This window comes from Corynebacterium sp. HMSC06D04 (genome assembly GCF_001807315.1).
Lineage (GTDB): Bacteria > Actinomycetota > Actinomycetes > Mycobacteriales > Mycobacteriaceae > Corynebacterium > Corynebacterium simulans.
Genome location: NZ_KV788526.1, coordinates 46,170 through 68,413, shown reverse-complemented (window position 1 = coordinate 68,413; position 22,244 = coordinate 46,170). Strand labels below are relative to the sequence as shown.

19 protein-coding genes are annotated in these 22,244 nt (G+C 60.3%); 10 read left to right on the top strand and 9 right to left on the bottom strand.

Annotation, left to right across the window (positions count from 1 at the left end; all coding sequences use genetic code 11):
• Positions 1-191: 191 nt before the first annotated feature.
• Positions 192-1,586: a GntP family permease gene (locus HMPREF3155_RS01410; protein ID WP_062044349.1), complete on the top strand. Its 1,395-nt coding sequence runs from the start codon at positions 192-194 to the stop codon at positions 1,584-1,586.
• 50 nt (positions 1,587-1,636) lie between these two features.
• Here the strand turns inward: HMPREF3155_RS01410 and HMPREF3155_RS01405 are convergent, their stop codons facing one another.
• The 4 genes from HMPREF3155_RS01405 to HMPREF3155_RS01395 all read right to left on the bottom strand — a co-directional run bounded on the left by HMPREF3155_RS01405 (position 1,637) and on the right by HMPREF3155_RS01395 (position 3,082).
• Positions 1,637-2,107, bottom strand: coding sequence for a gluconokinase (locus tag HMPREF3155_RS01405; RefSeq protein ID WP_070432438.1), 471 nt, complete (start codon positions 2,105-2,107; stop codon positions 1,637-1,639).
• Between the two features lie 62 nt (positions 2,108-2,169).
• Complete coding sequence (locus HMPREF3155_RS01400) at positions 2,170-2,580, bottom strand: hypothetical protein (protein WP_223197716.1); 411 nt, start codon at positions 2,578-2,580, stop codon at positions 2,170-2,172.
• A gap of 27 nt (positions 2,581-2,607) precedes the next feature.
• Positions 2,608-2,823, bottom strand: a complete 216-nt coding sequence (locus HMPREF3155_RS13415; protein WP_080970051.1) for an IS1096 element passenger TnpR family protein — start codon at positions 2,821-2,823, stop codon at positions 2,608-2,610.
• Positions 2,824-2,833: 10 nt separating this feature from the next.
• Entirely contained in the window at positions 2,834-3,082 is a 249-nt protein-coding gene (locus HMPREF3155_RS01395; RefSeq protein WP_061920887.1) for a hypothetical protein, read from the bottom strand.
• 132 nt (positions 3,083-3,214) lie between these two features.
• Between HMPREF3155_RS01395 and HMPREF3155_RS01390 the strand changes: the two genes are divergently transcribed.
• Positions 3,215-5,185, top strand: coding sequence for a fructose-specific PTS transporter subunit EIIC (locus HMPREF3155_RS01390; RefSeq protein WP_070432393.1), 1,971 nt, complete (start codon positions 3,215-3,217; stop codon positions 5,183-5,185).
• A 42-nt stretch (positions 5,186-5,227) separates the two neighbouring features.
• Here HMPREF3155_RS01390 and HMPREF3155_RS01385 read toward each other — a convergent pair whose 3' ends face one another.
• Positions 5,228-5,779 (bottom strand): hypothetical protein, encoded by a 552-nt coding sequence (locus HMPREF3155_RS01385; RefSeq protein ID WP_061920882.1) that lies wholly within the window; start codon positions 5,777-5,779, stop codon positions 5,228-5,230.
• Positions 5,780-6,304: 525 nt separating this feature from the next.
• Between HMPREF3155_RS01385 and HMPREF3155_RS01380 the strand changes: the two genes are divergently transcribed.
• Positions 6,305-7,672 carry a hypothetical protein gene (locus HMPREF3155_RS01380; RefSeq protein ID WP_070432392.1) on the top strand — a complete coding sequence of 456 codons (1,368 nt, stop codon included), beginning with the start codon at positions 6,305-6,307 and terminating at the stop codon, positions 7,670-7,672.
• A 271-nt stretch (positions 7,673-7,943) separates the two neighbouring features.
• Positions 7,944-8,864 (top strand): ribokinase, encoded by a 921-nt coding sequence (locus HMPREF3155_RS01375; RefSeq protein WP_070432391.1) that lies wholly within the window; start codon positions 7,944-7,946, stop codon positions 8,862-8,864.
• Here the strand turns inward: HMPREF3155_RS01375 and HMPREF3155_RS01370 are convergent.
• The gene (locus HMPREF3155_RS01370; RefSeq protein WP_070432390.1) at positions 8,861-10,084 is read right to left on the bottom strand and encodes an amidohydrolase; all 1,224 of its coding nucleotides are present in this window, start codon (positions 10,082-10,084) and stop codon (positions 8,861-8,863) included. The genes HMPREF3155_RS01375 and HMPREF3155_RS01370 overlap by 4 nt on opposite strands.
• Positions 10,085-10,315: 231 nt before the next feature.
• On the opposite strand from HMPREF3155_RS01370, the gene HMPREF3155_RS01365 reads away from it, so the two are divergent.
• Genes HMPREF3155_RS01365 through HMPREF3155_RS01350 form a run of 4 tightly spaced genes read left to right on the top strand, consistent with a single transcriptional unit; the run spans position 10,316 to position 15,072 of the window.
• Entirely contained in the window at positions 10,316-11,077 is a 762-nt protein-coding gene (locus HMPREF3155_RS01365) for a LamB/YcsF family protein (protein ID WP_070432389.1), read from the top strand.
• Positions 11,077-12,630 carry a 5-oxoprolinase subunit B/C family protein gene (locus HMPREF3155_RS01360; RefSeq protein ID WP_070432388.1) on the top strand — a complete coding sequence of 518 codons (1,554 nt, stop codon included), beginning with the start codon at positions 11,077-11,079 and terminating at the stop codon, positions 12,628-12,630. The genes HMPREF3155_RS01365 and HMPREF3155_RS01360 overlap by 1 nt, the downstream gene beginning before the upstream one ends.
• A gap of 9 nt (positions 12,631-12,639) precedes the next feature.
• Positions 12,640-14,400, top strand: a complete 1,761-nt coding sequence (locus tag HMPREF3155_RS01355) for an acetyl/propionyl/methylcrotonyl-CoA carboxylase subunit alpha (RefSeq protein WP_070432387.1) — start codon at positions 12,640-12,642, stop codon at positions 14,398-14,400.
• A gap of 57 nt (positions 14,401-14,457) precedes the next feature.
• Positions 14,458-15,072, top strand: a complete 615-nt coding sequence (locus HMPREF3155_RS01350) for a GntR family transcriptional regulator (protein ID WP_070432386.1) — start codon at positions 14,458-14,460, stop codon at positions 15,070-15,072.
• A gap of 216 nt (positions 15,073-15,288) precedes the next feature.
• Here HMPREF3155_RS01350 and HMPREF3155_RS01345 read toward each other — a convergent pair whose 3' ends face one another.
• Both HMPREF3155_RS01345 and HMPREF3155_RS01340 read right to left on the bottom strand, forming a co-directional pair.
• Positions 15,289-16,083, bottom strand: a complete 795-nt coding sequence (locus HMPREF3155_RS01345; RefSeq protein WP_070432385.1) for a putative hydro-lyase — start codon at positions 16,081-16,083, stop codon at positions 15,289-15,291.
• A 12-nt stretch (positions 16,084-16,095) separates the two neighbouring features.
• Positions 16,096-17,259: an NRAMP family divalent metal transporter gene (locus tag HMPREF3155_RS01340; RefSeq protein ID WP_096336535.1), complete on the bottom strand. Its 1,164-nt coding sequence runs from the start codon at positions 17,257-17,259 to the stop codon at positions 16,096-16,098.
• Between the two features lie 297 nt (positions 17,260-17,556).
• Here HMPREF3155_RS01340 and HMPREF3155_RS01335 point away from each other — a divergent pair, with 297 nt between their 5' ends.
• Together HMPREF3155_RS01335 and HMPREF3155_RS13405 are read left to right on the top strand one after the other, a co-directional pair.
• On the top strand, positions 17,557-18,720 hold the full coding sequence (locus HMPREF3155_RS01335) for a thiolase family protein (protein ID WP_070432383.1): 1,164 nt from the start codon (positions 17,557-17,559) through the stop codon (positions 18,718-18,720).
• Complete coding sequence (locus tag HMPREF3155_RS13405) at positions 18,721-20,904, top strand: 3-hydroxyacyl-CoA dehydrogenase/enoyl-CoA hydratase family protein (RefSeq protein ID WP_070432382.1); 2,184 nt, start codon at positions 18,721-18,723, stop codon at positions 20,902-20,904. It begins immediately after the preceding gene.
• A 121-nt stretch (positions 20,905-21,025) separates the two neighbouring features.
• On the opposite strand, the gene HMPREF3155_RS01325 is transcribed toward HMPREF3155_RS13405, so the two are convergent.
• The gene (locus HMPREF3155_RS01325; RefSeq protein ID WP_070455539.1) at positions 21,026-21,976 is read right to left on the bottom strand and encodes a DUF559 domain-containing protein; all 951 of its coding nucleotides are present in this window, start codon (positions 21,974-21,976) and stop codon (positions 21,026-21,028) included.
• Between the last annotated feature and the right edge of the window lie 268 nt (positions 21,977-22,244).

Here is a 22,244-nt window from a genome sequence, read left to right as displayed (position 1 = left end):
TAAATAAATGGAATCGTCGTCATCGTCCTCCTTCGAGGTAGCGCTGACGCTTAGGTTCCAATTTGAGCTGCACGGTACGAAAGTCACATTTGAGTGGTTATATCCACGCTTATTTCCGATGATAATCTGACTCACAACTACGGCTTGACAGCAAGGCCGTAACTTAAGAAAGGATTAGTTCCATGGACGTCATGGAAACCTGGGAGCCGGTGCTTACAACCGGCCCTCTGCTGGGGATAGCAGCTGCCGCGGTTGCCTTGATTCTGGTCATGGTGATCTACTTCAAGGTTCACGCATTCATCGTGTTGACCATAGTTTCTACCCTGACTGCGCTTATTGCCGGTATCCCTCTTGAAGGCGTAGTACCGACGCTAACCAAGGGCTTTGGTTCAACGCTTGGTTCCGTTGCGCTGTTGGTTGGTTTGGGCGCCATGATCGGGCGCTTGGTTGAAACCTCCGGTGGCGCTAAATCGCTTGCCGACGCCCTGGTTAAACTCTTCGGCGAAGATAAAGCACCGTTTGCGCTAGGCGTTGCCTCGCTCATTATGGGTTTCCCCATCTTCTTCGACGCTGGCTTAATCGTGATGCTGCCGGTGATCTTCGCAGTGGCGCGGCGTCTTAACGGCCCGGTTCTCGCCTACGGTATTCCCGCGGCCGGCGCGTTCTCAGTAATGCACATCTACCTTCCGCCCCACCCGGGTCCTGTCGCTGCCAGCGAATTCTATGGCGCTGACATCGGTCTCATTTTGGTCTTCGGCCTGCTGGTCGCGCTTCCTACGTGGTATCTCTCCGGCTACCGCCTGGGCCTGCACTTGGGCAAGAAGTACCCCTTCGTTGTCGGCGATATTTTGACCGGCGAACGCGTGGCGGATGAAAAGCTTCCGGAAAAGCCAGCTTCACCGGCGACGGTCATCGGAATTCTTCTTATCCCAATGCTCCTTATCTTTGGCAACACCGGCTTGTCGGCGCTTTCCTCCGCCGGTCACATTTCGGGCGATGCCACCTGGGTGAAATTCTTCATCTTCCTAGGCCAGACCCCCATCGCACTGCTCATCACGGCGATTGCCGCGATGATTGCGCTCGGATTCAAGCGCGGAATGGATAAGACGGCGATCGAAAAGACCATGGAGTCTTCCCTGGGGCCGATTTGCTCAGTGGTGCTGATTACCGGTGCCGGCGGCATGTTCGGCGGCGTGCTACGCACTTCTGGAATCGGCGATGCTCTGGCTGATTCGATGGCAGGCCTCGGCATTCCTGTCATTCTTGCCTGCTACCTCATTGCGGTCGCGCTACGTCTTGCGCAGGGTTCTGCCACCGTGGCTCTTACTACTGCAGCAGCGCTCATGGTCCCGGCTGTGGAAGCAGCAGACTACTCTGCGGTGCAGCTTGCTCTTATCGTGCTTGCCACCGCCGCGGGTTCGGTCTTTGGCAGCCACGTCAATGACTCGGGCTTCTGGTTGGTCGGCCGCCTCATGGGCATGGACGTGGCAACCACGCTGCGCACGTGGACCCTCAACCAGGCACTCGTTTCCTTCGTCGGCTTCGTCTTCGTGCTTATTATCTTTGGGATTACTGCAGCGCTTTAGCCCCAGTTAGCCTCAGTCCAAGAAAGCCAAGCCACAACGGTTTAGGGCATCTAGCCCCGCAGATACCTCGCTGCTTCGGCAGCTAGTTCTGCGGGGCTTTGTGCTACGTCGAGCACGATCCCCGGCTCATCCTCATCGAGCGGCTCAAGCGTTTCGAACTGCGATTGCAAAAGCGATACCGGCATGAAGTGGCCTGCACGGTTTTGCATGCGCTCCAGCAAAAGCTCGTAGCTGCCGTGCAGATGAACGAAGAATGTATCCGGCGCATGGGTGCGAATCAGATCCCGGTACGAACGCTTAAGCGCTGAGCATCCCACGATGGCGCCTTCGGTTTGCCCCTGCATCCACTGCCCGATTGCTTCGAGCCAGGGCCAGCGGTCGGCGTCGTTAAGCGCGTGCCCCGCGGACATCTTTTCGATGTTGGTGGCCGGATGCATGTCGTCGCCGTCTCTAAAGGCGAGACCAACCTGGCCTCCCAGCAGCTGCCCCACCGTGGATTTCCCGCAGCTGGACACTCCCATCACGATGACGTGTTTATGGGCAAGTTCCGTGTTCACCTTAGTAGAGTTCACAGCCTTCAAGCCTAGTACTGCGGGGTGAAGTTGATACGTTCAATCTCCGCTCGCGCGGCCGGGTCCAACATCGCGCACAATCCGCCGACCACGTAACGGACTCCGGGAACCGTGGTGGAGGAACCCACGCCTTGCACGCAACGATCAAAGGCAGGCAAGCCGATACCGGGTGCCGGCGAATTCATCGAATAGAACGACGCTGCCATCGCCGCACCGCGATTGCTGTTCAGCGCATCAGAGGAACCCTTGATTCCCTGCCACAAGACTGCCCCAACCGGATCAACTAGGAACTGATGCTGCTCCTCCGGCGTCAACGCGGCAGCCTCTGGCGCAGTCGCACCCACGCCACCACCACTAACCACGCCAAGGGACAAAAGCCCAACTGTCAAAGCACGAGCACAAACACGAGAGAACTTATTCATAAACGCAACCTACCACGCTAATCAGTCTCACGAAGTGGCTTTTCCACACGTTATTAACAGCGCTTCAACGCGGTGGACCCAACTATCCCTTAAAGCACAATTTCGATGCGTGAACTGATCCCGATGGCAGTCCTCCCAAGCAAAAGCCACCTGCAAAACCTCGTTCAAGCCCGACAACGTCATGCCTGCATCAACAGCAATTTCGCGAGTGACTCGGAATTGTCCGACTTCCAGTGTGGCCAAAAGTTACTAGCTACTCATGATTTGAAGGCTTCGGATTAGCTATAGCCTGTTGAATCATCACGAGCTCGACTCCTAAGATTTCGCCGGAAGATGACACATCCACAGCACCAGCAATAGATGCTGGATCGTCACTGAAAGATAGTGGAATTGAGTACTGATATTCGCCGACATCTTTATCATCAGTGCGTTTTAGCGTAATGCCTACATCGTCGAATACGCCTGACAAGTCCAATCTGTCACCCTTTTTGATCATCTTCATTCTCCCCTTTTCCAATTAGCACGTACATCCGAAACACTATCGCAATTCAGCTCCCTCTTCCCTCACTTCGGTTCTCAGGCCAAACACCACCGCCGCTAGATTCCCGATTCCCCGTCCTGTTAGATCACAGTTATGAGTACATCGCAATCAAGGCCGAGGCTGCTTGCCATCACGGCCTGCCCAACGGGAATCGCACATACCTACATGGCGGCGGAAAACCTTGAGGCCGCGGCGCAGAAGCTGGGCTACGAGCTTAAGGTGGAAACCCACGGCTCCATCGGAGTCGAGGGGAAGTTTTCGCAGGCAGACATCGATGCGGCAGACGCCGTTGTCATCGCGGCGGATACGGTGGTGGCTAAGGACCGCTTCGTCGGAAAGCGGCTCGTAGCTACCGGCGTCGACGAAGCCATTAGCCGCCCGGAGGAGCTACTGGGCCGTGCACTGGAGGCAACGGCGCTAACTACAGCTGAGGCCCGGCGTGACTCCGCCGAGAGCGCCACCCCGGCGGGAGGCCGCACAGAAGGTACTGCCGATTCGGGTCTGCGCGGCTTTGGCCAGACGCTGTATAAATCCCTGATGAATGGCGTGAGCCACATGATCCCCTTCGTAGTCACGGGCGGTTTGCTCATCGCGGTCGCGCTGTCCATCGGCGGCACGCCAACCCCGGAGGGCATCGCCATTCCGGAAGGCAGCTTCTGGTTCACCATTAATCAGCTAGGTGCCCTGGCGTTTTCTTTGATGGTGCCGATTTTGTCCGGCTACATCGCCGTGGGCATTGCGGATAGGCCGGGCCTTGCACCGGGACTTATCACCGGCCTTATCGCCACGACGGGTTCGCTCTACGGATCGGATGCGGGTGCCGGATTCATTGGCGGCATCATCACAGGTATCTTGTCCGGCTATGTTGCCCTGGCCATCAAGAAGATTCCGGTAGGCAAATACGTCGCGCCGATTTGGCCGATTATTGTCATTCCGATTCTCACCACGCTTATCGTGGGCCTGGCGTTCATCTACATCATCGGTCATCCAGTCGCCGCTGCCTTCGAGGCCATGACGGATTACCTCGCCGGCATGCAGGGTTCCTCCGTGCTCATACTCGGCGCTGTCATCGGCGCGATGATTGCCTTCGACATGGGCGGGCCTTTCAACAAGACCGCCTTCCTCTTCGGCGGCGGCCTCATCGCGGCTGGCAACGCGGCACCGATGGGCATGGCGGCAACGGCGATTGCCGTGCCACCGCTAGCCGTCGGCGTCGCCACCTTGGTTCGCCGCAGCTGGTTCAACAAGGCCGAGCGCGATTCCGGTATCGCCGCCCTTTTCATGGGTATGTTCGGAATTACCGAGGGCGCGATTCCGCTCGCCGCTGCTCGTCCGCTGCAGGTCATTCCGGCTAACGTCATCGGCGGTGCCGTCGCGGGCGCCATCGCGGGACAGCTCGGCGTCGAGGATCACGTCATGCACGGCGGCCCGATCGTGGCGCTGCTGGGCGCCGTCGACAACGTTGGCGGATTCATCATCGGCCTGGCGGCCGGCATTCTTGTCGACGCCGCGCTTATCCTCCTGCTCGTCGGTATCACCGCCAAGAAGGGTGCCGCGGCGTCGGAAGCAACTCCTACTGAAGGCGCCAGCGATAGCGATGCCCTGCTTCTTCCCGATACGGTCGCGCTTGAGACCACGCGTGGTACCAACCGCGAGGACATCATTCGCGAGCTCGTCGCTTCCATCGCAGCCACCGGTCGCGCTTCCGACGCCGAAGCGCTTGTCGACGCCGCACTAGCCCGCGAAGAGCAACACTCCACCGGCGTCGGCAATGGCGTTGCCATCCCGCACGCCCACACTGCAGGGGTCACGCGCCCAACCTTGGCTTTCGCCCGTCTTCCCAAGCCCGGCATTCAGTGGGCCGAGGGCGAGGAGGCAACCGACCTAGTATTCCTGATCGCTGTTCCGGAAGGCTCCGGCAATCAGCACCTCAAGATTCTGTCGAAGCTGGCCCGCCGCCTGATGAAGGAAGATTTCCGCGCACAACTGCGTGCTGCGGGCACTCGCGAAGAGGTCATCGACCTGGTGGGCGATGCAGTCGCTGTTCCCACCCCGGCGCAATAGTTCTTGAACTAAACGCTAAATCCCCCGCTTAGCGGGTGCTCGTCACGCTACTCGATCTCCCCATAGCACCCGCAATTCCTCAGTCGCCGGCCGCCAGTACGCAGCTTGGGCCGCAGTAAATTCCTTCAGCAAGTGCCCGCCGCTGCGTGCAGCGGTGCGGGTGGCCTCGTTCGTAGCGGCATCGAGGACGTCGATATAGCGGCCGACCTCGTCGCGCGGGATGCGAAGTCCCATCGTTATATGCGGGGTCCAGCGGGCCCCTCGTGATTCAGGATTGGCCGCGCTAATCTCCCGAGCGGCCGCTTCGAACTCATCGGTTGTTTCCAGAAGCCAAGCGATTGATTGCTTCGAGCGCGTTCCGAATACTACGGTTCCCACCCGTTGAAAAGTTGCTGGCAATAGCGGCGGAAGCAGTTCAGCGGCCAGTTCCACTGCCTCGGGGGCCATGGATTGGGCGAAAGTAATAGTGATGTGCGGGCGCTGATTCTGGCGTGGCAGGCCACGCCGAACGAGGTCGTCGAATAGCTCGGCGATGGCCCGTTCTTGCTCTTCAGAAAGATAAAGCAAGAGATTTTCTGGGGATTTGGCGCTCATGATTTCAGGTTATGGCATTTGAACTATTAAGGTAATCTGGTTTCCAAATGCTGTTAGCCGAGCACATTAGCCCGCATGGTGTTATCCTCACCACTGGGCACTATAGACCACGTGACAATACATCCCAGTCATTAATTTGCACAGGCTATCCCAAGGTGAAGCGCGGGGCTGAGCCAGCAAAACGGATTTTCCGCCTTTCGAGGACCGCCATTTAGCCATTTTCCACATAAGGATCACCCCTGAAAGTAATCATACTTTAGTTTGTGATCGTTCGGACAAGAACACTTTTCGCACGATGTAGTCCTAATTTGGAAAATTCCCAGTCAGCGTTAATTTTCCACCGAAGCTGTTTACAGCGTTCATGACACTTATGTGAATTTCTATCTTTAATTGTCAATACATCTCTATCGTGCGTCACTGAAAAACAGTCGCTAGCGTAGGTCTTCGTCACGCACCGCCAACGTATTCGCCGTGCGTAACTCGCCAAAAATACGTCCACCTCCAGTCGTTCGAGGAGAACTAAACATGTCTATCCGTCGTCGCTCCGCCGGCCTGTTCGCCGGCCTTGCCATCGCCGGCAGCGCGCTCATGATGCCAGCAGCTAACGCTGAAACCATCACCGAGTCCTACCCAGAGACTCCGGCCATCAACGCCAAGCTGCCAATCATCCACACCACCCACGGTTCCGACCACATGAAGGCTAACGTCCTTAACCCACGCCCGGTCTGCAACCCATGGGAAGACCACCGCACCGTTGTCTACAAGGCAACTGACACCTTCATGCCAGCTGGCACCATCTCCACCACCAACCAGACTAAGAAGGACATTCCGCTGCAGCAGAATCTGTCCAAGTCTCAGTCCATCCAGCTGGAGGTCAACGGCGACCGCACCAGCACCACCTCCATGAACTTGGGCGGCGACGTCTCCGGCAAGAACTCCAAGGGCTCCGCAGGCATCTCCCACGAGATCGCTACCAAGATCGGCGCTTCCGCTTCCTACTCCCTGTCCTGGGAGGCTGGCCAGTCCATCGGACCTTACGACGTTCCGCCAAACCACACCGGTGAAGCAACTTACGGCTTCCGCGTTCTGAACATGACCGGCACCCAGCAGTACTGCAAGACTAACGGCACCTGGTCCACCCCGACTGCTTGGTCCGCAATGCAGCCAGTCAAGAACGAGGTTCGCGTCAAGCTGTACGACGACATCGCTGACTCCTTCGCTCCTAACAAGGACGCACAGAACACCGAAGAGGTTAAGCAGGAGGACAAGGATCCGAAGGCTGACGCTGAGGTTGTCAAGGACAACGAGGCTCCGGTAACCGAGGCACCTGTTTCCGAGGCTGAAGCTAAGAAGGAAGAGGAAGCTGACAAGGCAAAGCTCGAAGAGGTAAAGAAGGACGAGAAGTCTGACGAGAAGCAGAAGCTCGACCTGAAGCCTTTCTTCACCACCTCCGGCGCTAAGCACTCCGGTTTCGCAGGCACCGTTGCTCTGCAGCTGGAAAACGTTGGCTCTGACCGTTACTACGGCACCTTCCCTGCAGTTCAGTACCGCGTTGACGTGAAGACCGACAAGGGCCCGAAGGGCGTTGACCGCCTCATCACCCCACGTTCTTCCAACGGCGCTCACATCCGTGACCTGGGCTTCAACGAGAAGACCTCCACCCGCACCTTCGAGGTCACCCTGGCTAACCCAATCAACGCTGGCGAGAAGGTTCGCGTTGCAAACCTCGACTTCGGCGATGGCGACACCAAGGAAGGCCGCATCCACAACTACATCGAGGTCACCCAGATTGGCCGTCTGGAAGGCGACAACTCCCAGGCTAACGACCAGAACGTTGACTCCCGCAAGGCAACCGTCAACGACTTCGGCAAGCAGGTTAAGGGCACCTTCTAAGCCCTGCAAGCATCCGCTGCTTAGATAAGCCGCTCCACATCTTCCTTCAGCTCCCTTCTCAGGGGCTGGAAGATAGGGAGCGGCTTTCCCAGTTTTGCGCACGCCCATCGGGGTCAATCCAGCACAATTTGCCAAACAAGGCGCCAAAACTTCCCGAAATCACCCCAATATTTGGCAAATTGCGCCCTTGCGCCACCCCAAGCCTGGACGCGGACTCTTAGAGTGGACCACACAAGGGAGCACACAAAGGCACAAACGCAAAGGAAACTCCATGACTACAAAACAGCCGCGATGCGTAGTCGTCGGCTCGATCAACGCCGACTTGATGATTAGCGTGGAACGCCACCCCACCCCGGGCGAGACATTGATAGGCGGTGGCGGCGACATCCTCGCCGGCGGCAAGGGCGCAAACCAAGCGGTAGCTGCGGCACGCCAAGGCGCCAGTGTCTCATTCGTGGGCGCAGTCGGCGATGATGCGTACGCAGGCCCAGTCATGGAACTGCTAGAAGCATCGGGCGTCGATCTCAGCCACGTCGAACACCTCGATTCCACCACCACGGGCCTTGCGGTAATCGAGGTCGCAGCCGATGGCGAGAACACCATCGTCGTGGTCCCCGGCGCGAATGCGCGGGTAGACGCTGAGTTCGTTCAACAGCACGCGCGGGCAATGCACAAGGCGGACTTGGTGCTGCTACAGGGCGAGATTCCCGCCGCAGGATTCCAGAAGGCGGTCGAACTCGCACGCGCGGTAGGCGCCCGCGTGGTGGTGAACCTGGCGCCGGTGGTGGACGTCGATAAGCAGGCGCTCCTACAGGCAGACCCACTCGTGGTTAACGAACACGAGGCGGGGTTGGTGCTCAAGCAACTGGGGGCACAGACGCCGGGCGATGAACCAGAGGAACTCGTAGAATGCCTGCGCGCCGAAGGCTTTGCCGCGGTGGTGTTAACGCTTGGACCGCACGGGGCCATCGTGGCGGATGCCGAGGGCACCACGCCGATTCCCACCCCACAGATCAAAGCGGTGGACACAACGGGCGCTGGCGACGCGTTCACAGGCGCGCTCGTGGCGAAGCTCCTACAAGGGGCCACGCTTACCGACACCGCCCATCACGCCGCCCGCGTCGGCGCCTTCGCCGCGCTGAGCCGCGGCGCCCAGCCTTCCTACCCGGATCTAAAAGCGCAGCTTCCTTAAACCGCCAGCCAAGGGCAAAGCGCAGCAACCGTGGCCTCCGCACCTGCTTCCAGGGTGGGGTGCAGCTCAGGGACGAACTGCGGAGAGTGATTGCCCGGTGCATTCTCCGGATCTGAGAAGCCGCCGACGACCCAGAAACAATACGGTGTGCCAAAGGCATTCGGGATATCCGGGAAATCCTCAGAGGCCGATAAAGGCGCGAAGGTCTCCGTGCGCTCCTCCCCCAACAAGGTCTGCATAGACTCGGTGACCTTGGCAGTTACATCGCGGTCATTGTCCAGCACCGGGAAGCGTTCGGAGTATTCAAAGGAAGGCTCCGGCGCGCCCGCCGCGGCGGCCTGATTGTTCACAATGCGCTCGATCGAGGCATGGATGTGGTCTTCGACTTCCTGCGAGTAGCAGCGGGTATTGAGCTCGAACACGACTTTATCCGGAATCACGTTGGACTTCGTGCCGCCGTGGATTGTGCCCACGGAGACCACCGCGCGCTCGCTGGCCGGTAGCTCACGGGAGATAATTGTCTGCAGCTGCATGATGATTGAGGACGAAAGCACGATTGGGTCGACGCCCTTCTCCGGCATGGAACCATGCGAGCCGACGCCGCGCACAGTTACTTTCACAGTGGAAGCCTGGGAGAAGCTAATGCCCTCGTTGGTCGCAACATGGCCCAGTGGCAATGCACCCATGACGTGCTGGCCCAGCATGACATCGGGGACTGGAATCTTGCCCGTGATTCCCGCCGCAACCATGTCCTTGCCGCCTTCAGCGATCTCCTCGGCGGGCTGGAAGACTGCTTCGAAAGTGCCGGACCACTGCTCGCGGTTTTCCGCCAGATAAGAGATGGTGGTCAAAAGCCACGTGGTGTGCATGTCGTGGCCGCACATGTGCCCGACCGGAACTTCCGCGCCCGTCTTAGCGGAGATCTGCGTTGCAGTGGAGGCATAGTCCACGCCGGAGGCTTCCTTCACTGGCAAGCCGTCGAAATCGGCACGCATCGCCACGGTTTGGCCAGCGCCGTTGCGCAGGATTCCGACGACGCCGGCTCCGACGTCGACTACCTCGACGTCGCCAAGCGCCTCCAGCTCTTTGATAATCCGTGCCTTGGTTTCGGCTTCCTGCAGCGAGAGCTCCGGGTGCTGGTGGAACCACTTATAAAGCTCCTCACGCTGCGTCTTCGTCTTTTCCAGATACGTTTCCAAAGATTCAAACAGCTGCGTCATAGATCTCACCTTATGCCTGCCCGGTCACCGGTTGCAGAGAACGCACTCTTGACGCCGCATCCCCCGCCAACCCCACCACCGTCATCATCGGGGGGTAGTCACGCACATCGATACAGCGTGACTACCCCCGCTCTTCCTCAAAAATGGCGTCCTACTTCACAAAGTGGCGTGACGCACGATACGCTGTCCGCCTATAGATTGTTGAACAATTTTAAAAGGGGATTTGAGTGTATGAGCCAGCTCTTTATTGATCTCAATGCCGACCTCGGCGAGACCACCGCAGGCAATCCAGTCGCAGACGACGCAGCGATGCTCAAGCTGGTCTCCTCTGCCAACGTCGCCACCGGCTTCCACGCGGGTGACCCACACTCCATCGCCGGCACCGTCCACGCAGCTAAAGAGGCAGGCGTCGTCGTTGGTGCACACGTGGGTTACAACGACCCGGCCGCGTTCGGCCGTCGCTTCATCGACTACAACCCGGCTGAGTTGGCAGACGAAGTCACCTATCAAATCGGCGCGCTTGAGGCGCTGGCCCGCGCACACGGCACTCGCGTGAGCTACGTCAAGCCGCACGGCGCGATGTACAACGCCATCGTTCACCACGAGGCCCAGGCCAAGGCAGTCATCGACGGCATCAAGGCCTTTGGAGATATCCCGGTCATGCTGCTGCCGGGCGGCGTGGCAGTCGACGTCGCCGAGGAACGCGGCCTGACTGTAATCCGCGAGGCCTTCGCCGACCGCAACTACAACCCCGACGGCACCCTGGTCTCGCGCACGCAGGACAATGCTGTGCTGCACTCGGCAGACGACGTCGTAAAGCGCGTGCTCGAGGTGGCAGAAACCGGCGCCATCACCGCCATCGACGGCAGCGTCCTTAGCGTAGATGCGCAGTCCGTTTGCACCCACGGCGACTCCCCGGGCGCCGTGGAGATGCTACGCGGCGTGGTAGCCGAGCTGGATGCCCGTGGCATTGAGATCCGGAGCTTTATCTAATGCACATTCACCCCGTAGGAACCCGCGCGTTGCTCGTGGAGTTGGATGATCTTTCCCAGGTCATGACCTGGCACGAGGCACTTACTGCGCAGCCACTGAAAGACCAAGTCGATGCGATTGCCGCAGCGACTACCCTATTGCTCACCTTTAATACCCCAAACTCGGCGCATGCCGCCGCCGAGCTCTTGGAGGATTTCCGCCCTTCCGCACGCTCCGTGGAGGAGCCACGCTTGGTGGAGATCGACGTGCTTTACGACGGCGCGGATCTGGACGAAGCTACCGACCTACTCGGTATGTCTCGCGAGGGGCTTATCGACTGGCATACCTCAACCGAGTGGCTTGCTGCCTTCGGCGGCTTTGCCCCAGGCTTTACGTATTGCACCCCGGCAGATGCCTCCCGCGGCGTCGACATCCCGCGTCGCTCTACCCCGCGTACCGCGGTGCCGAATGGTGCGGTAGGCATCGCCGGTAACTTCTCCGCGGTCTACCCGCGCGTCTCCCCCGGCGGCTGGCAGCTGCTAGGCACCACCTCGACCCCGATGTGGGAATCGGATGCGCAGCCGCCGGCGCTGGTGCAGCCCGGCGACCGCGTGCGCTACCGTGCCGTCAGCTCCCTGCCAGACATCGTGTCCACCACCCCGTTTGGCCGCCGTACCCCGGCGCGCCTGCCACGCATGGAAGTCATCGACCCAGGCCTTGTCACCCTCTTCCAGGACCAAGGCCGCCCGGGTCGTGGCAACTTAGGCGTTACCCCTTCGGGCGCGGCTGACCAGGCAGCAGCGGCCACCGCCAACGTCGCGGTGGGCAACCCGCGCGGTGCGACGGTGCTGGAAAACATCGGCGGCATTCGCCTGCGTGCCCTAACTGATACCGTCATTTGCGTCACCGGCGCCCAGGCCCGCGTGGTCCTCGAGGAGATGCCGGTGCACCTCGCGCGCCCCGTACTAGTTACCGCGGGTTCCACCGTGCGCGTCGAGCCCGCCACCTTCGGCATGCGCTCGTACATCGCCATCCGCGGCGGCATCGTGGCCGATAGCGAGTTGAGCTCCGCGTCCACCGACGTGCTCTCCGGGCTGGGCCCGGCGCCGGTGCGCCTAGGCGACATCATCGGCGTGTTGCCGCGTTCTACCGCCATGACCGACGCGCAGCTAACGAACCCGCTGCGCGTAACCGAAGGGTCCCGGGGACAGACCGAGGGCGTGCTGCGCTGCGTGCTGGGTCCGCGTGATGACTGGTTCACCAAGGAATCCCTCGAGAAATTCTTAAATACCGAATGGGAAGTTACTCCACAGTCCAACCGCGTCGGCCTGCGCCTTAGGGCCAGCGACGATGCGACCTTGTCACGGGCGCGCTCCGGCGAGCTCCCGAGCGAAGGAATGGTCGCCGGCTCCGTCCAGGTTCCGCCATCGGGTGAGCCGGTAGTCTTCCTGCGTGACCACGCCGTCACCGGCGGCTACCCCGTTATTGCCACCGTCCTCGAAGAGGACATTGATATCGCCGCACAGCTTCCACCGGGAGCCACGGTCCGCTTCGAACTCGCTACAACTATTTAAAGGTTAATCATGATTTCTGCAGTCCTTATTGCAAACCGCGGCGAAATCGCCGTCCGCATCGCTCGCGCCGCCCGAGATCTGGGCATTCGCTCCATCGCCATCTACTCCGAGGCAGACGCAGGCGCCCTGCATACCCGCGTGGCCGACGAGGCCTACGCCCTGCCTGGCAACACCGCGGCCGATACCTATATGAATGTCCCGGCATTGCTGGACATTGCGGTTCGCGCCGGCGCCGATGCCATCCACCCGGGCTATGGCTTCCTTTCTGAAAACGCTGACTTTGCCCGCGCCGTCGCCAGTGCGGGCCTGACCTGGATCGGCCCAACCCCAGAATCCATCGAGCTGCTCGGTGACAAAATTGCGGCCCGCCGCGTGGCCGAGGAGGTCGGCGCTCCTCTGGCACCAGGCACCTCGGATCCGATTGATGACTGGCAGGAGGCCCGGGCCTTCGCCGAAAAGCACGGTCTACCGATTGCCATCAAAGCTGCATATGGTGGCGGTGGACGCGGCCTAAAGGTCGTGGAAAACTTGGAAGACATTGAGGCAGCTTTCAACTCTGCAGGCCGCGAGGCTAAGGAAGCCTTCGGCCGCGCAGAGTGCTACGTGGAGAAGTTCCTGACTCACCCACGCCACGTCGAGGCGCAAATCCTCGCCGATACCCACGGCAACGTCGCCGTGCTCGGCACCCGCGATTGCTCCACGCAGCGCCGCTTCCAGAAGCTCATCGAGGAAGCCCCTGCCCCAGCGCTTAGCGACGAACAGCGCAAGGGCATCCACGAAGGCGCACGCGCCATCTGCGCCAAGGTGGGGTATACCGGTGCCGGCACCGTGGAGTACATCGTTTCTGAGGACGGCACCATCTCCTTCCTCGAGGTCAACACCCGTGTGCAGGTTGAGCACCCAGTCACTGAGGTCGTGACCGGCGTGGACATCATCGCGGAGCAGTTCCGCATCGCAGCGGGTGAGCCACTTTCCATCTCGACTGATCCGGAATCCACCGGCCACGCTTTCGAATTCCGCATCAACGCCGAGGACATCCTGAACGGCTTTGCGCCATGCCCTGGCACCATCGTGCGCTTTGAGCCGCCGACGGGCCCTGGCATCCGCGTTGACGCCGGCGTGCGCTCCGGCTCCATCGTGCCGCCTTATTACGACTCACTGATTGCCAAGCTGCTGGTGTGGGGCCCAACTCGTGAGATCGCCCTGGCTCGTGCAAAGCACGCGCTCGAGGAGTTCGATATCGAAGGCGTGCGCACCGTCCTGCCTTTCCACCGCGACATGGTCTCCTCCCAGGTCTTGGCCGATCACGGCGATGCTGAGGCACAAGCCGGCATCTACACCGACTGGTTGGACCACAACTACCGCCCTTCTGCAGAGGCTACGAGCCACATCGCGCCGGTGGAAGCCATCTATGCCAAGCGCACCCAGGTGGCCATCGAAATCGACGGCAAGCTGGTTAGCGTTGGTCTGCCAGAGCGTCTGCTTTCCGGTGTGGCTGCCGGCGCTGCACCATCTGGCACGGCAGGCAACGCAGCATCTGCCGGTGAGGGCGGCAGCACGGAGGGTGCTGTCACCGCGCCTTACGACGCCAACCTCGTGGCCTGGAACGTCGCCGACGGCGACACCGTCGAAGAAGGCGATGACATCGCCACCATCGAGGCTATGAAGATGGAATCTGTTGTAAAGGCTCCACGCGGCGGCACCATCAAGCTGTTGGCCAAGGAAGGCGACCGCTTGGATCCGTCGAAGGTCATCGCGACTATCGACTAATGGCCGTGACCTTCTTTTTCGAGCGACCTCCGCGCCCAATGAGTTAAGCTGTCTGGCATGCTTTCTCAGTCCGTGGCGTCGAAAATTCGCGATGGCATCTCGGCCGGCGAGTTCATGCCTGGCCAACAGCTCAGCGAGGTGAAAGCCGCTGAGCGCTTCTCTTGTTCCCGCAATACTCTCCGCGAGGCCTTCACAGAGCTCGCTGCGCAGCGCCTCGTGGAGCGCATCCCTAACCGAGGCGTCTTCATTGCGACGCCGGATGCCGATTACGTGCGCGACCTGTTCATCGCACGCGCCGCTATCGAGCCATCCGGTGTGCTGTGGGGCGAATTCGCCGACCCAGCAGCGTTGATTGAGCTTGTCACTTCTGCTCGCGCCGCGCAGGACCGCGGTGAGGACCAAGAAGTATCCAACATCAACCAGCGTTTTCACCGCACGCTGGTGGCGTCGCTTAAATCCCCGACGCTTAACGAGCAGATGAACAACCTGCTCGCACGGATGCGGCTGAGCTTCTTGCTCGTCATCCCGCGTTACCCCACCTTGCATGCTGAGCACATTGAGGGAAACATTCGCTTGTCCCAGCTCGTTGCCGAAGGAAAACGCGAAGAAGCTGCCGCGCTCTTGCACGACAGCCTGCTGCGCACCTGCGAGAAGATGCTCGCGGTCATCTAGCTTGGGGTGGCTTGGCGGGGCGGCTTCCCTGCCCCCATTGCGGTTTGGTCCCATAGGTTGGGTCCCTTTGTGGGGTAAAGGGACCAGTAAGCCGAGTTTTCCGGCACCGGCCACTCGTAAAGAAACCCAACCAATGAAACCCAACCAATGGGACCAAACCGCGCGGCCGGTCGTAGCAGTTGCGGAGGAAGCCGCAAGCGCAGCCGCAGACCGGGCTTAAGGCACCTGGTAGTCCACGTCACGCGCGTCGGTGACGAGCATCTTGCCGGGCTGGTGGGTAATCGCCAAGCGCGGCTTCGAGTTCATCACCACTGCTTGTGGTGTCACGCCGCATGCCCAGAACACCGGGATGTGCCCCTCTGGGATGTCCACGGCGTCGCCGAAGTCAGGCCGCGAAAGATCCTCAATGCCAATAGCCTCAGGGTTGCCCACATGCACCGGCGCCCCGTGCACCGACGGGTAACGCGAGGTAATGCGCACGGCGTCGGCAACCTGATCTGCGGGAATCGGCCGCATGGAGACCACCAGCGGTCCGCTGAAAATGCCTGCCGGCACAGTCGCGATGTTCGTGCGGTACATCGCGACGTTGCGCCTTTGCTCGATATGGGCCAGCGTGATGCCATTTTCCTGCAGTGCCGACTCAAAAGTGAACGAGCAGCCGATGAGGAACGCAACCATGTCCTCAGTCCAGAACTCGGTGGCGTCTTCCACGGAATCGGTCAGCTCACCGTCGCGGAAGATGCGGTAGCCCGGAATGTCAGTGCGGATGTCGCCACCGGCGAGCAGTTCCGAGCTGTATTGGCCTGCCTCCAATACGCCCACAATCGGGCACGCCTTCGGATTACGCTGGGCAAACAGCAGGAAGTCGAATGCGTATTCCTGCGGCACGGCGAGCAGGTTCGCCTGCATGAAGCCGTCAGCGAAACCTGCCGTGGTCACCATCTGATTCTGCCGTGCATGCGCCCGTACGTTAGCGGGCTGCATCGAGGAAGGGTGCGCTGTGTAAGACATCGGCTATGGCCCTTAAGCCCAAAGTTTCATGATTCCGGAGAAAGAGTTGAAACCGATGTAGAACTCTAGGAGCAGGGCCAAGGTGCCCAGCACCAGCAACCAGGTGGGGTACTTGGAATCGCCGAGGAGGTCGCGGCGTCGGTAAGCAACCCACATCACCATCGCAAACGCGATAGGCAAGATGATGCCGTTGAATGCGCCGGCGAAAATCAGCAGCTTCTGCGGAGCGGAGTTTAGAAGCAGGAAAAGCAAGGTGCAGACCGCAATGAAACCAACGGTCAGGAAGTTGCGGGTACGTGGGGCAACCTTCTGTGTGGTCACGAAGGAGATCGAGGTATAGGACGCACCGATGACCGAGGACAGGCCTGCCGCAAAGAGCACCACGCCGAAGGCACGCAGGCCGAACTCGCCGGCCGCCTGACGGAACGCATCTGCCGCGGTGTTGTCCTCAGACAGTGCTACGCCAGTACTGACGACGCCGAGGACCGCCAGGAAGAGCAGCACACGCATGATGCCGGTGATGATGACGCCCATGACGGAGGTAGTGGTGATGTTCTTGATGTGCTCGCTACCAGACATTCCACTGTCGATGAGGCGGTGTGCACCGGCGAAGGTGATGTAGCCGCCGACTGTACCGCCGATCAGCGTGGTGATGACGAAGAAGTCAATCTCTTCTGGCATCACAGTGTTTTTGAGCGCCTCGCCTACTGGTGGCTGGGAGACGATGGCAACGTAGAGCATGAGCAGAATCATGATGGCGCCGAGGGCAGCCACCAAGCGGTCAAGCGCGATGCCGGCGCGCTTGGACAGGAAGACGAAGACGGCAATCGCCGCTGCGATGACGCCGCCGATTCGGGCATCGATGCCAAGCATCGCGTTAAGGCCAAGACCCGTGCCGGCGATGTTGCCGATATTGAAGACGATGCCGCCCAAGAAGACGAGCACCGCAAGGAACCAGCCGAGGCCTGGCAGAACGGTGTTGCCCAGTTCGTTGGCACGCATGCCGGAGACGCACAAGACACGCCACACGTTGAGCTGAATCGCGATATCCACGACGATGCTCAACAAAATGGCGAAGGCGAAGGCCGCGCCCATCTGGACGGTAAAGACGGAGGTCTGGGTCAAAAAGCCTGGACCGATGGAGGAAGTGGCCATGAGGAACATGGCGCCGGCCATGGCACCAATACCCTTGGGCGGGTTTTTGACGGCTACAGCTGTTTCAGCACTCACTAGGCTGTCCTTTCGTGACGCGGGTCGCACCGTTATGTGATGCGCATCATCTTAAGGCGTTGTTGAACAATTTGGAAAGAAAAACGGTCATTCACTCTAAATCTGCAGTTCACAGCCCTATAGGCAGATACCCCCTCTACCCCAGCCCACCAACTTTATTTCCGATGCACCATTGCACAATCCAAAATTGTGACCTAGGATTCACTTTTAACTAATAGTGATTCGTATTCCTAGGGGCTACACATGACCAAGAACGTCTACATCGCCAGCGCGGCACGCTTGCCCATCGGTAAGTTCGGTGGCAGTCTCTCTCGTCTATCACTGACGGAACTCGGCACGCTCGCTTCCCGCGAAGCGATTGACCGTTCGGGAATTCCGGCCGCAGACATCGATACGACAGTGGCTTCCAACGTCCTGCCGGTAGTTCCGAGCGATCTCTACATCGGCCGCAAAATAGCCCTCGGCGTCGGAATGCCGGACTCCTCAACCGCGCTCGGAGTCAACCGTTTGTGCGGCTCAGGTGTCCAGGCAATTATCTCCGCGGCCCAGCTTCTGCAAGCTGGTGACGGCACCACCGCCCTAGTCGCCGGCGTCGAGTCCATGAGCCAGGCACCCTATTCCGTCGACGGAATGCGCAGCGGCAAGAAGATGGGTGACGGCAAACTCTACGACTGGCTCACCGGCGCGCTGTCCTGTCCTTTCGGGACAGGCCACATGGGCGTAACGGCAGAAAATATTGCCCGTGACTACAGTATTAGCCGCGAGCGCCAGGACGAGTTCGCCGCCGAATCGCAGAGCCGCGCCGCGGCGGCGCAAGCAGAAAACATCCAAGCCGAGGAACTGGTCCCCGTAGGCGACCTGGATTTTGATGAACACGTGAGGGAAACGAGCGTCGACAAGCTGGCGCGTCTCAAGCCGGCCTTTGCCAAGGACGGAACCGTAACCGCAGGCAATGCCTCCGGCATTAACGACGGCGCGGCCGCAGTGGTGCTCGCAGGCCAAGAGGAGCTGGCGGCGCGTTCACTAAAGCCTCTGGCGAAGATCGTCAGCTGGTCCATCGCAGGCGTCGACCCCACCCGCATGGGCTTAGGCCCCATCGCCGCGGTGCCAAAAGCCCTGAAAAAGGCCGGTCTGAAGCTGGACGATATCGACCTCATCGAGTCCAACGAAGCCTTTGCTGCCCAGGCCATCGCGGTGCAGGACGAGCTTGGTTTCGCCCCGGCTATAACGAACATCTACGGCGGCGCCGTCGCCCACGGCCACCCAGTTGGCGCCACCGGCGTCATACTTGTCACCCGCTTGGCTTATGCACTGCGCCGGCTGAACAAGCGATATGGACTGGTCACCATGTGTATCGGCGGCGGGCAAGGCATCACGCTGATCATAGAAAACGAAGGAGCGAAGTAAATGTCAATCACCAAGGTTGCCGTCATCGGCGCGGGTTCCATGGGCTCGGGCATCGCGGCGCTGTGCGCGTCGGCGGGCCTCGACGTCGTCCTGCTCGATCAAAACGCCGAGTCCGCGCAGAAAGGCGTCGATATACAGTTGAAGCGCCGCGGCTTTTATCTCCCCCAAGACACCGAACGCGTGCGCGCTTCCGCCGACTATGCGTTGTTAGAAGACCGCGATTGGATCATCGAGGCTATCTTCGAGGACCTGGGAGCCAAGCACTCCTTGTACCAAGCCATCGAGCCGCATCTGAAGCCTTCAGCGATTCTCAGCTCGAATACCTCCACCCTCCCGCTCGCTCGCCTCAAGGACGGCGTTCCGGTCGCACGCCAGGAGCGCTTCGCCATCACCCACTTTTTCAATCCGCCCAAGGTCATGCGCTTGGTCGAGTTCATCGCTTCCGGCGAGACCGAGGCCACGCTGCGCTCGACCATCGAACAAACCCTAGGCAAGATTGCGCTCGAGTGCCGCGATACCCCAGGCTTTATTGCCAACCGCGTGGGTTGCTACTGGATGGCAGCCGGCGTCGCCCGTGCGCGCGAGAATGGCGTGAGCTACGAGCTTGCCGACGCCTCCTTCGGCCGCGCCTTCGGCATCCCCCGCACCGGTATCTTCGGGCTTTTGGACTACATCGGTTTGCAGCTGGTGGGGCCCATCTGGAACTCATTAGAAACCGCACTACCTGCCGACGACCCAATGTTGAAGGTTCCACTCGGCGAGGATGCTTTCATCGCGGGTCTGGTCGAGCGCGGTTTGACCGGGCGCACTGGCGAAGGCGGCTTCTACCGCGGGCGCGACGAGGTCATCAACGACTCGTTTGAATACGTCCCGCGCGCTCAGCCCGACGATCCAGTTATCGGTCTCAAGGACCCGCTCAAGGTCATGGAGACCGACAGCCCGGGCGGCCGCTTTGCCCGCGCGGTTTTCCTCGATACGCTGCGCTATTGCTGCGAGGTAGCGCCGGAAATCGCCGCGCACGTCGGGCTTATCGACGACGGCCTCACCCTCGGCTTCGGCTGGAAGAAGGGCATCTTCGCGCTTGCCGACGCCATCGGCATCGAGTGGGTTGCCTCCGCCTACGGTGACGACGTGCCGGCGTTGGTAGACGCGGCAGCCAAGGCCGGTGGATTCTTTGCTGACGGTCAGGCGCTTAGCGCTGACGGCAAGCTGCAGCCACTGCCTGCCCGCGAGGGCGTCGAGAGTCTGCGTTCGCTGGCGCTGGAGACCATAGTGTCGTTGCCCGCCGGCGCGGTGCATGCTTTAGAAACCGAAGCGGGACGAATCGGCATTGTGGATTTCCATACCCCAATGAACTCCTTGCCGACCACCGCTCTTGAGGTCATTCGTGCTGCGGTTTCTGCGGTAGACGAACACGGCTTGCAGGCGCTGGTCGTGGGCAACGATGCGCCGGTGTTCTGCGCGGGCGCGGACTTGGCTTCGATTGCTGCAGCGGGCGAGTCGGGCTCGGCGGAGCGCGTTGAGGAGCTCATTGCGGACGGCTCAAACACGCTGCGCCAGCTGAAGTTCACGCCGGTTCCCGTGGTCGCAGCGGTACGCGGTGTCGCCCTGGGCGGCGGCTTAGAACTGGCACTTTCCTGCGACCGAATCGTAGCCCACGCTGATAGCCAGCTGGCTTTCCCAGAGCTCAATGTGGGTCTCTATCCGGGCTGGTCGGGCACGATTTCCGCACTGGAGCGTCTCCGCACAGCTGGCGTGGCGGACTACCACCAGAAAGCCTTCGACTTCATCACCTCGACCAAGCCCTTCCCCAACGCTTTCGTGGCCAAGGAACAGGGCTTCCTCGCGGCAGACGACGTCGTATTGATGTCCCCTGACCACGTCCTGGCGCGTGCCATCGCGGAGACGGAGTCGCTCATTGAGGGCTACGCCCCGCCTGCCGATGACGCGATTGACCTTTACTCCGGCCCTGCCCTCGACCGCGAGTGGCCCCTGGAGAATGCCACTGAAAACGACCACGTCATCGCAGCAAAGTTGGCGCAGATGTACACCGGTGAGGGCTCGCTGAGCTTTAACCAGTTCGCCGACCGTGAGGTGGAATTCGACGTGCCGCTGGTGTTACTGCCCGCTAACGTCGAGCGCGCCAAGCACATGGCGGCGACGCGTAAGCCGCTGCACAACTAGCCCGCGGACCTGTCCCCCACCGGTCGGGCCGCTGGTCAGCCGGGGCCCGTCCCAACCATTCTTTCGGATTGGTCCCATAGGTTGGGTCCCTTTACGGGGTAAAGGGACCACCTAGCGGGTTTTAGCCGGCCTTCTTACTCGTAAAGGGACCAGTAGACTGGGACCATCCTCGCTGTTGGGCAGCTTCCAGCGCCTGGCGCACCTCCCGCACGACACGGGCTCTCTCCGTGAGTAGCTCCCGTGGGCTGTATCGCAGCACGATGAAGCCACGGTTCTGAATCAGCTTCTCGCGTCGTCGCTCCTCCACGATTGTTTGCTCGGCACTCTTGCCAAACGACGAGCCGTCGTATTTGACGGCACCGTCGATCTCGATCACGACGGCGTCGTCAATGCATGTGTCTGCGCGGAAGTTCGGCGGAATGAAGTACTGCGCAACCACCTTCTCTCCCAGCTTCTCCGCGATGGCGATGCCTCGAAAGTAGGACTCGAAAGGCGATTCCGAATGCGCGATGGCGTGCTCAATCGCCTTCCGCGCCTGCGGGGCACCGTGCACGCGACCCATGGCGATCAGCGTGCGGCGCAGCTCGTCCTTCGTGGTGAGTTCCTTCGCGAGCGCCGAATCCATGGCAACGAGTCCCTCTTCGAAGGAATGGTGCCTTGCGATGTCGATGCACGCTCGTGCCACAGTTGTGCAACGGGTGCCGAGCTGCTTGGAAATCATGTTGTCTGGCAGGTGCGTCTTGCGGTATTCGTAATCGGCTGGAATCTTCGTCTTTACTGGCAGAGATTTGGACTGCCTGGCCATTTCAATCTTTTCGTCGAAAGGCGGGAGGACCCAAAGGCCCCATAGCCTGGCTGCTGACTTTCCTATCATGATGGCTTTGTGCACGCTTTTGCCCGCGGCAATCACTTTGAGGCGCTGGCGTTCGTAAGTGGGTAATTGCTCGAAGTAATCCCGCGGGGTTGCGACCCAGGGCGCTATTCGCAGAAGCTCGCCATTGGCTATTTGCTCCCACACGTGGTGATCGTTGGACAGTGGACGTAAGTGAATGAGTCGTTGTGTTTGAGTCATACAACAATGTTCGCCAAGCGCGTGCGCCCGTGTCTAGAGTCAATTTTTTGCCTGTGGATAACTCTGTATTTGTGCAGATAGAAGCAGTGTTCCCTAGGGGGAGTTGGCGCTTTCGAGGCCGTCTGCCGGCTGGTGCCTCAGCGGCTGGCCTCTTACTGGCGAATGGGCGGTTTCAGCTGCCGCGATTTGGTCCTCCTCTAGCGGTCCCATTGGTTGGGTAGTTTTACGAGAACCGACTCCCGCGCAATGGCTCCTAAGGGTTTCTTTA

Bases quoted from the DNA above. Each gene is read 5' to 3' on its own strand.
- HMPREF3155_RS13405 (WP_070432382.1), top strand. From the start codon at position 18,721: ATGTCAATCACCAAGGTTGCCGTCATCGGCGCGGGTTCCATGGGCTCG.
- HMPREF3155_RS01390 (WP_070432393.1), top strand. From the start codon at position 3,215: ATGAGTACATCGCAATCAAGGCCGAGGCTGCTTGCCATCACGGCCTGC.
- HMPREF3155_RS01410 (WP_062044349.1), top strand. From the start codon at position 192: ATGGAAACCTGGGAGCCGGTGCTTACAACCGGCCCTCTGCTGGGGATA.
- HMPREF3155_RS01365 (WP_070432389.1), top strand. From the start codon at position 10,316: ATGAGCCAGCTCTTTATTGATCTCAATGCCGACCTCGGCGAGACCACC.
- HMPREF3155_RS01335 (WP_070432383.1), top strand. From the start codon at position 17,557: ATGACCAAGAACGTCTACATCGCCAGCGCGGCACGCTTGCCCATCGGT.
- HMPREF3155_RS01395 (WP_061920887.1), bottom strand. From the start codon at position 3,082: ATGAAGATGATCAAAAAGGGTGACAGATTGGACTTGTCAGGCGTATTC.
- HMPREF3155_RS01340 (WP_096336535.1), bottom strand. From the start codon at position 17,259: ATGGCCGGCGCCATGTTCCTCATGGCCACTTCCTCCATCGGTCCAGGC.
- HMPREF3155_RS01360 (WP_070432388.1), top strand. From the start codon at position 11,077: ATGCACATTCACCCCGTAGGAACCCGCGCGTTGCTCGTGGAGTTGGAT.
- HMPREF3155_RS01385 (WP_061920882.1), bottom strand. From the start codon at position 5,779: ATGAGCGCCAAATCCCCAGAAAATCTCTTGCTTTATCTTTCTGAAGAG.
- HMPREF3155_RS01370 (WP_070432390.1), bottom strand. From the start codon at position 10,084: ATGACGCAGCTGTTTGAATCTTTGGAAACGTATCTGGAAAAGACGAAG.
- HMPREF3155_RS01355 (WP_070432387.1), top strand. From the start codon at position 12,640: ATGATTTCTGCAGTCCTTATTGCAAACCGCGGCGAAATCGCCGTCCGC.
- HMPREF3155_RS01405 (WP_070432438.1), bottom strand. From the start codon at position 2,107: ATGGGAGTGTCCAGCTGCGGGAAATCCACGGTGGGGCAGCTGCTGGGA.
- HMPREF3155_RS01380 (WP_070432392.1), top strand. From the start codon at position 6,305: ATGTCTATCCGTCGTCGCTCCGCCGGCCTGTTCGCCGGCCTTGCCATC.
- HMPREF3155_RS01350 (WP_070432386.1), top strand. From the start codon at position 14,458: ATGCTTTCTCAGTCCGTGGCGTCGAAAATTCGCGATGGCATCTCGGCC.
- HMPREF3155_RS01325 (WP_070455539.1), bottom strand. From the start codon at position 21,976: ATGACTCAAACACAACGACTCATTCACTTACGTCCACTGTCCAACGAT.
- HMPREF3155_RS01400 (WP_223197716.1), bottom strand. From the start codon at position 2,580: ATGAATAAGTTCTCTCGTGTTTGTGCTCGTGCTTTGACAGTTGGGCTT.
- HMPREF3155_RS01375 (WP_070432391.1), top strand. From the start codon at position 7,944: ATGACTACAAAACAGCCGCGATGCGTAGTCGTCGGCTCGATCAACGCC.
- HMPREF3155_RS01345 (WP_070432385.1), bottom strand. From the start codon at position 16,083: ATGTCTTACACAGCGCACCCTTCCTCGATGCAGCCCGCTAACGTACGG.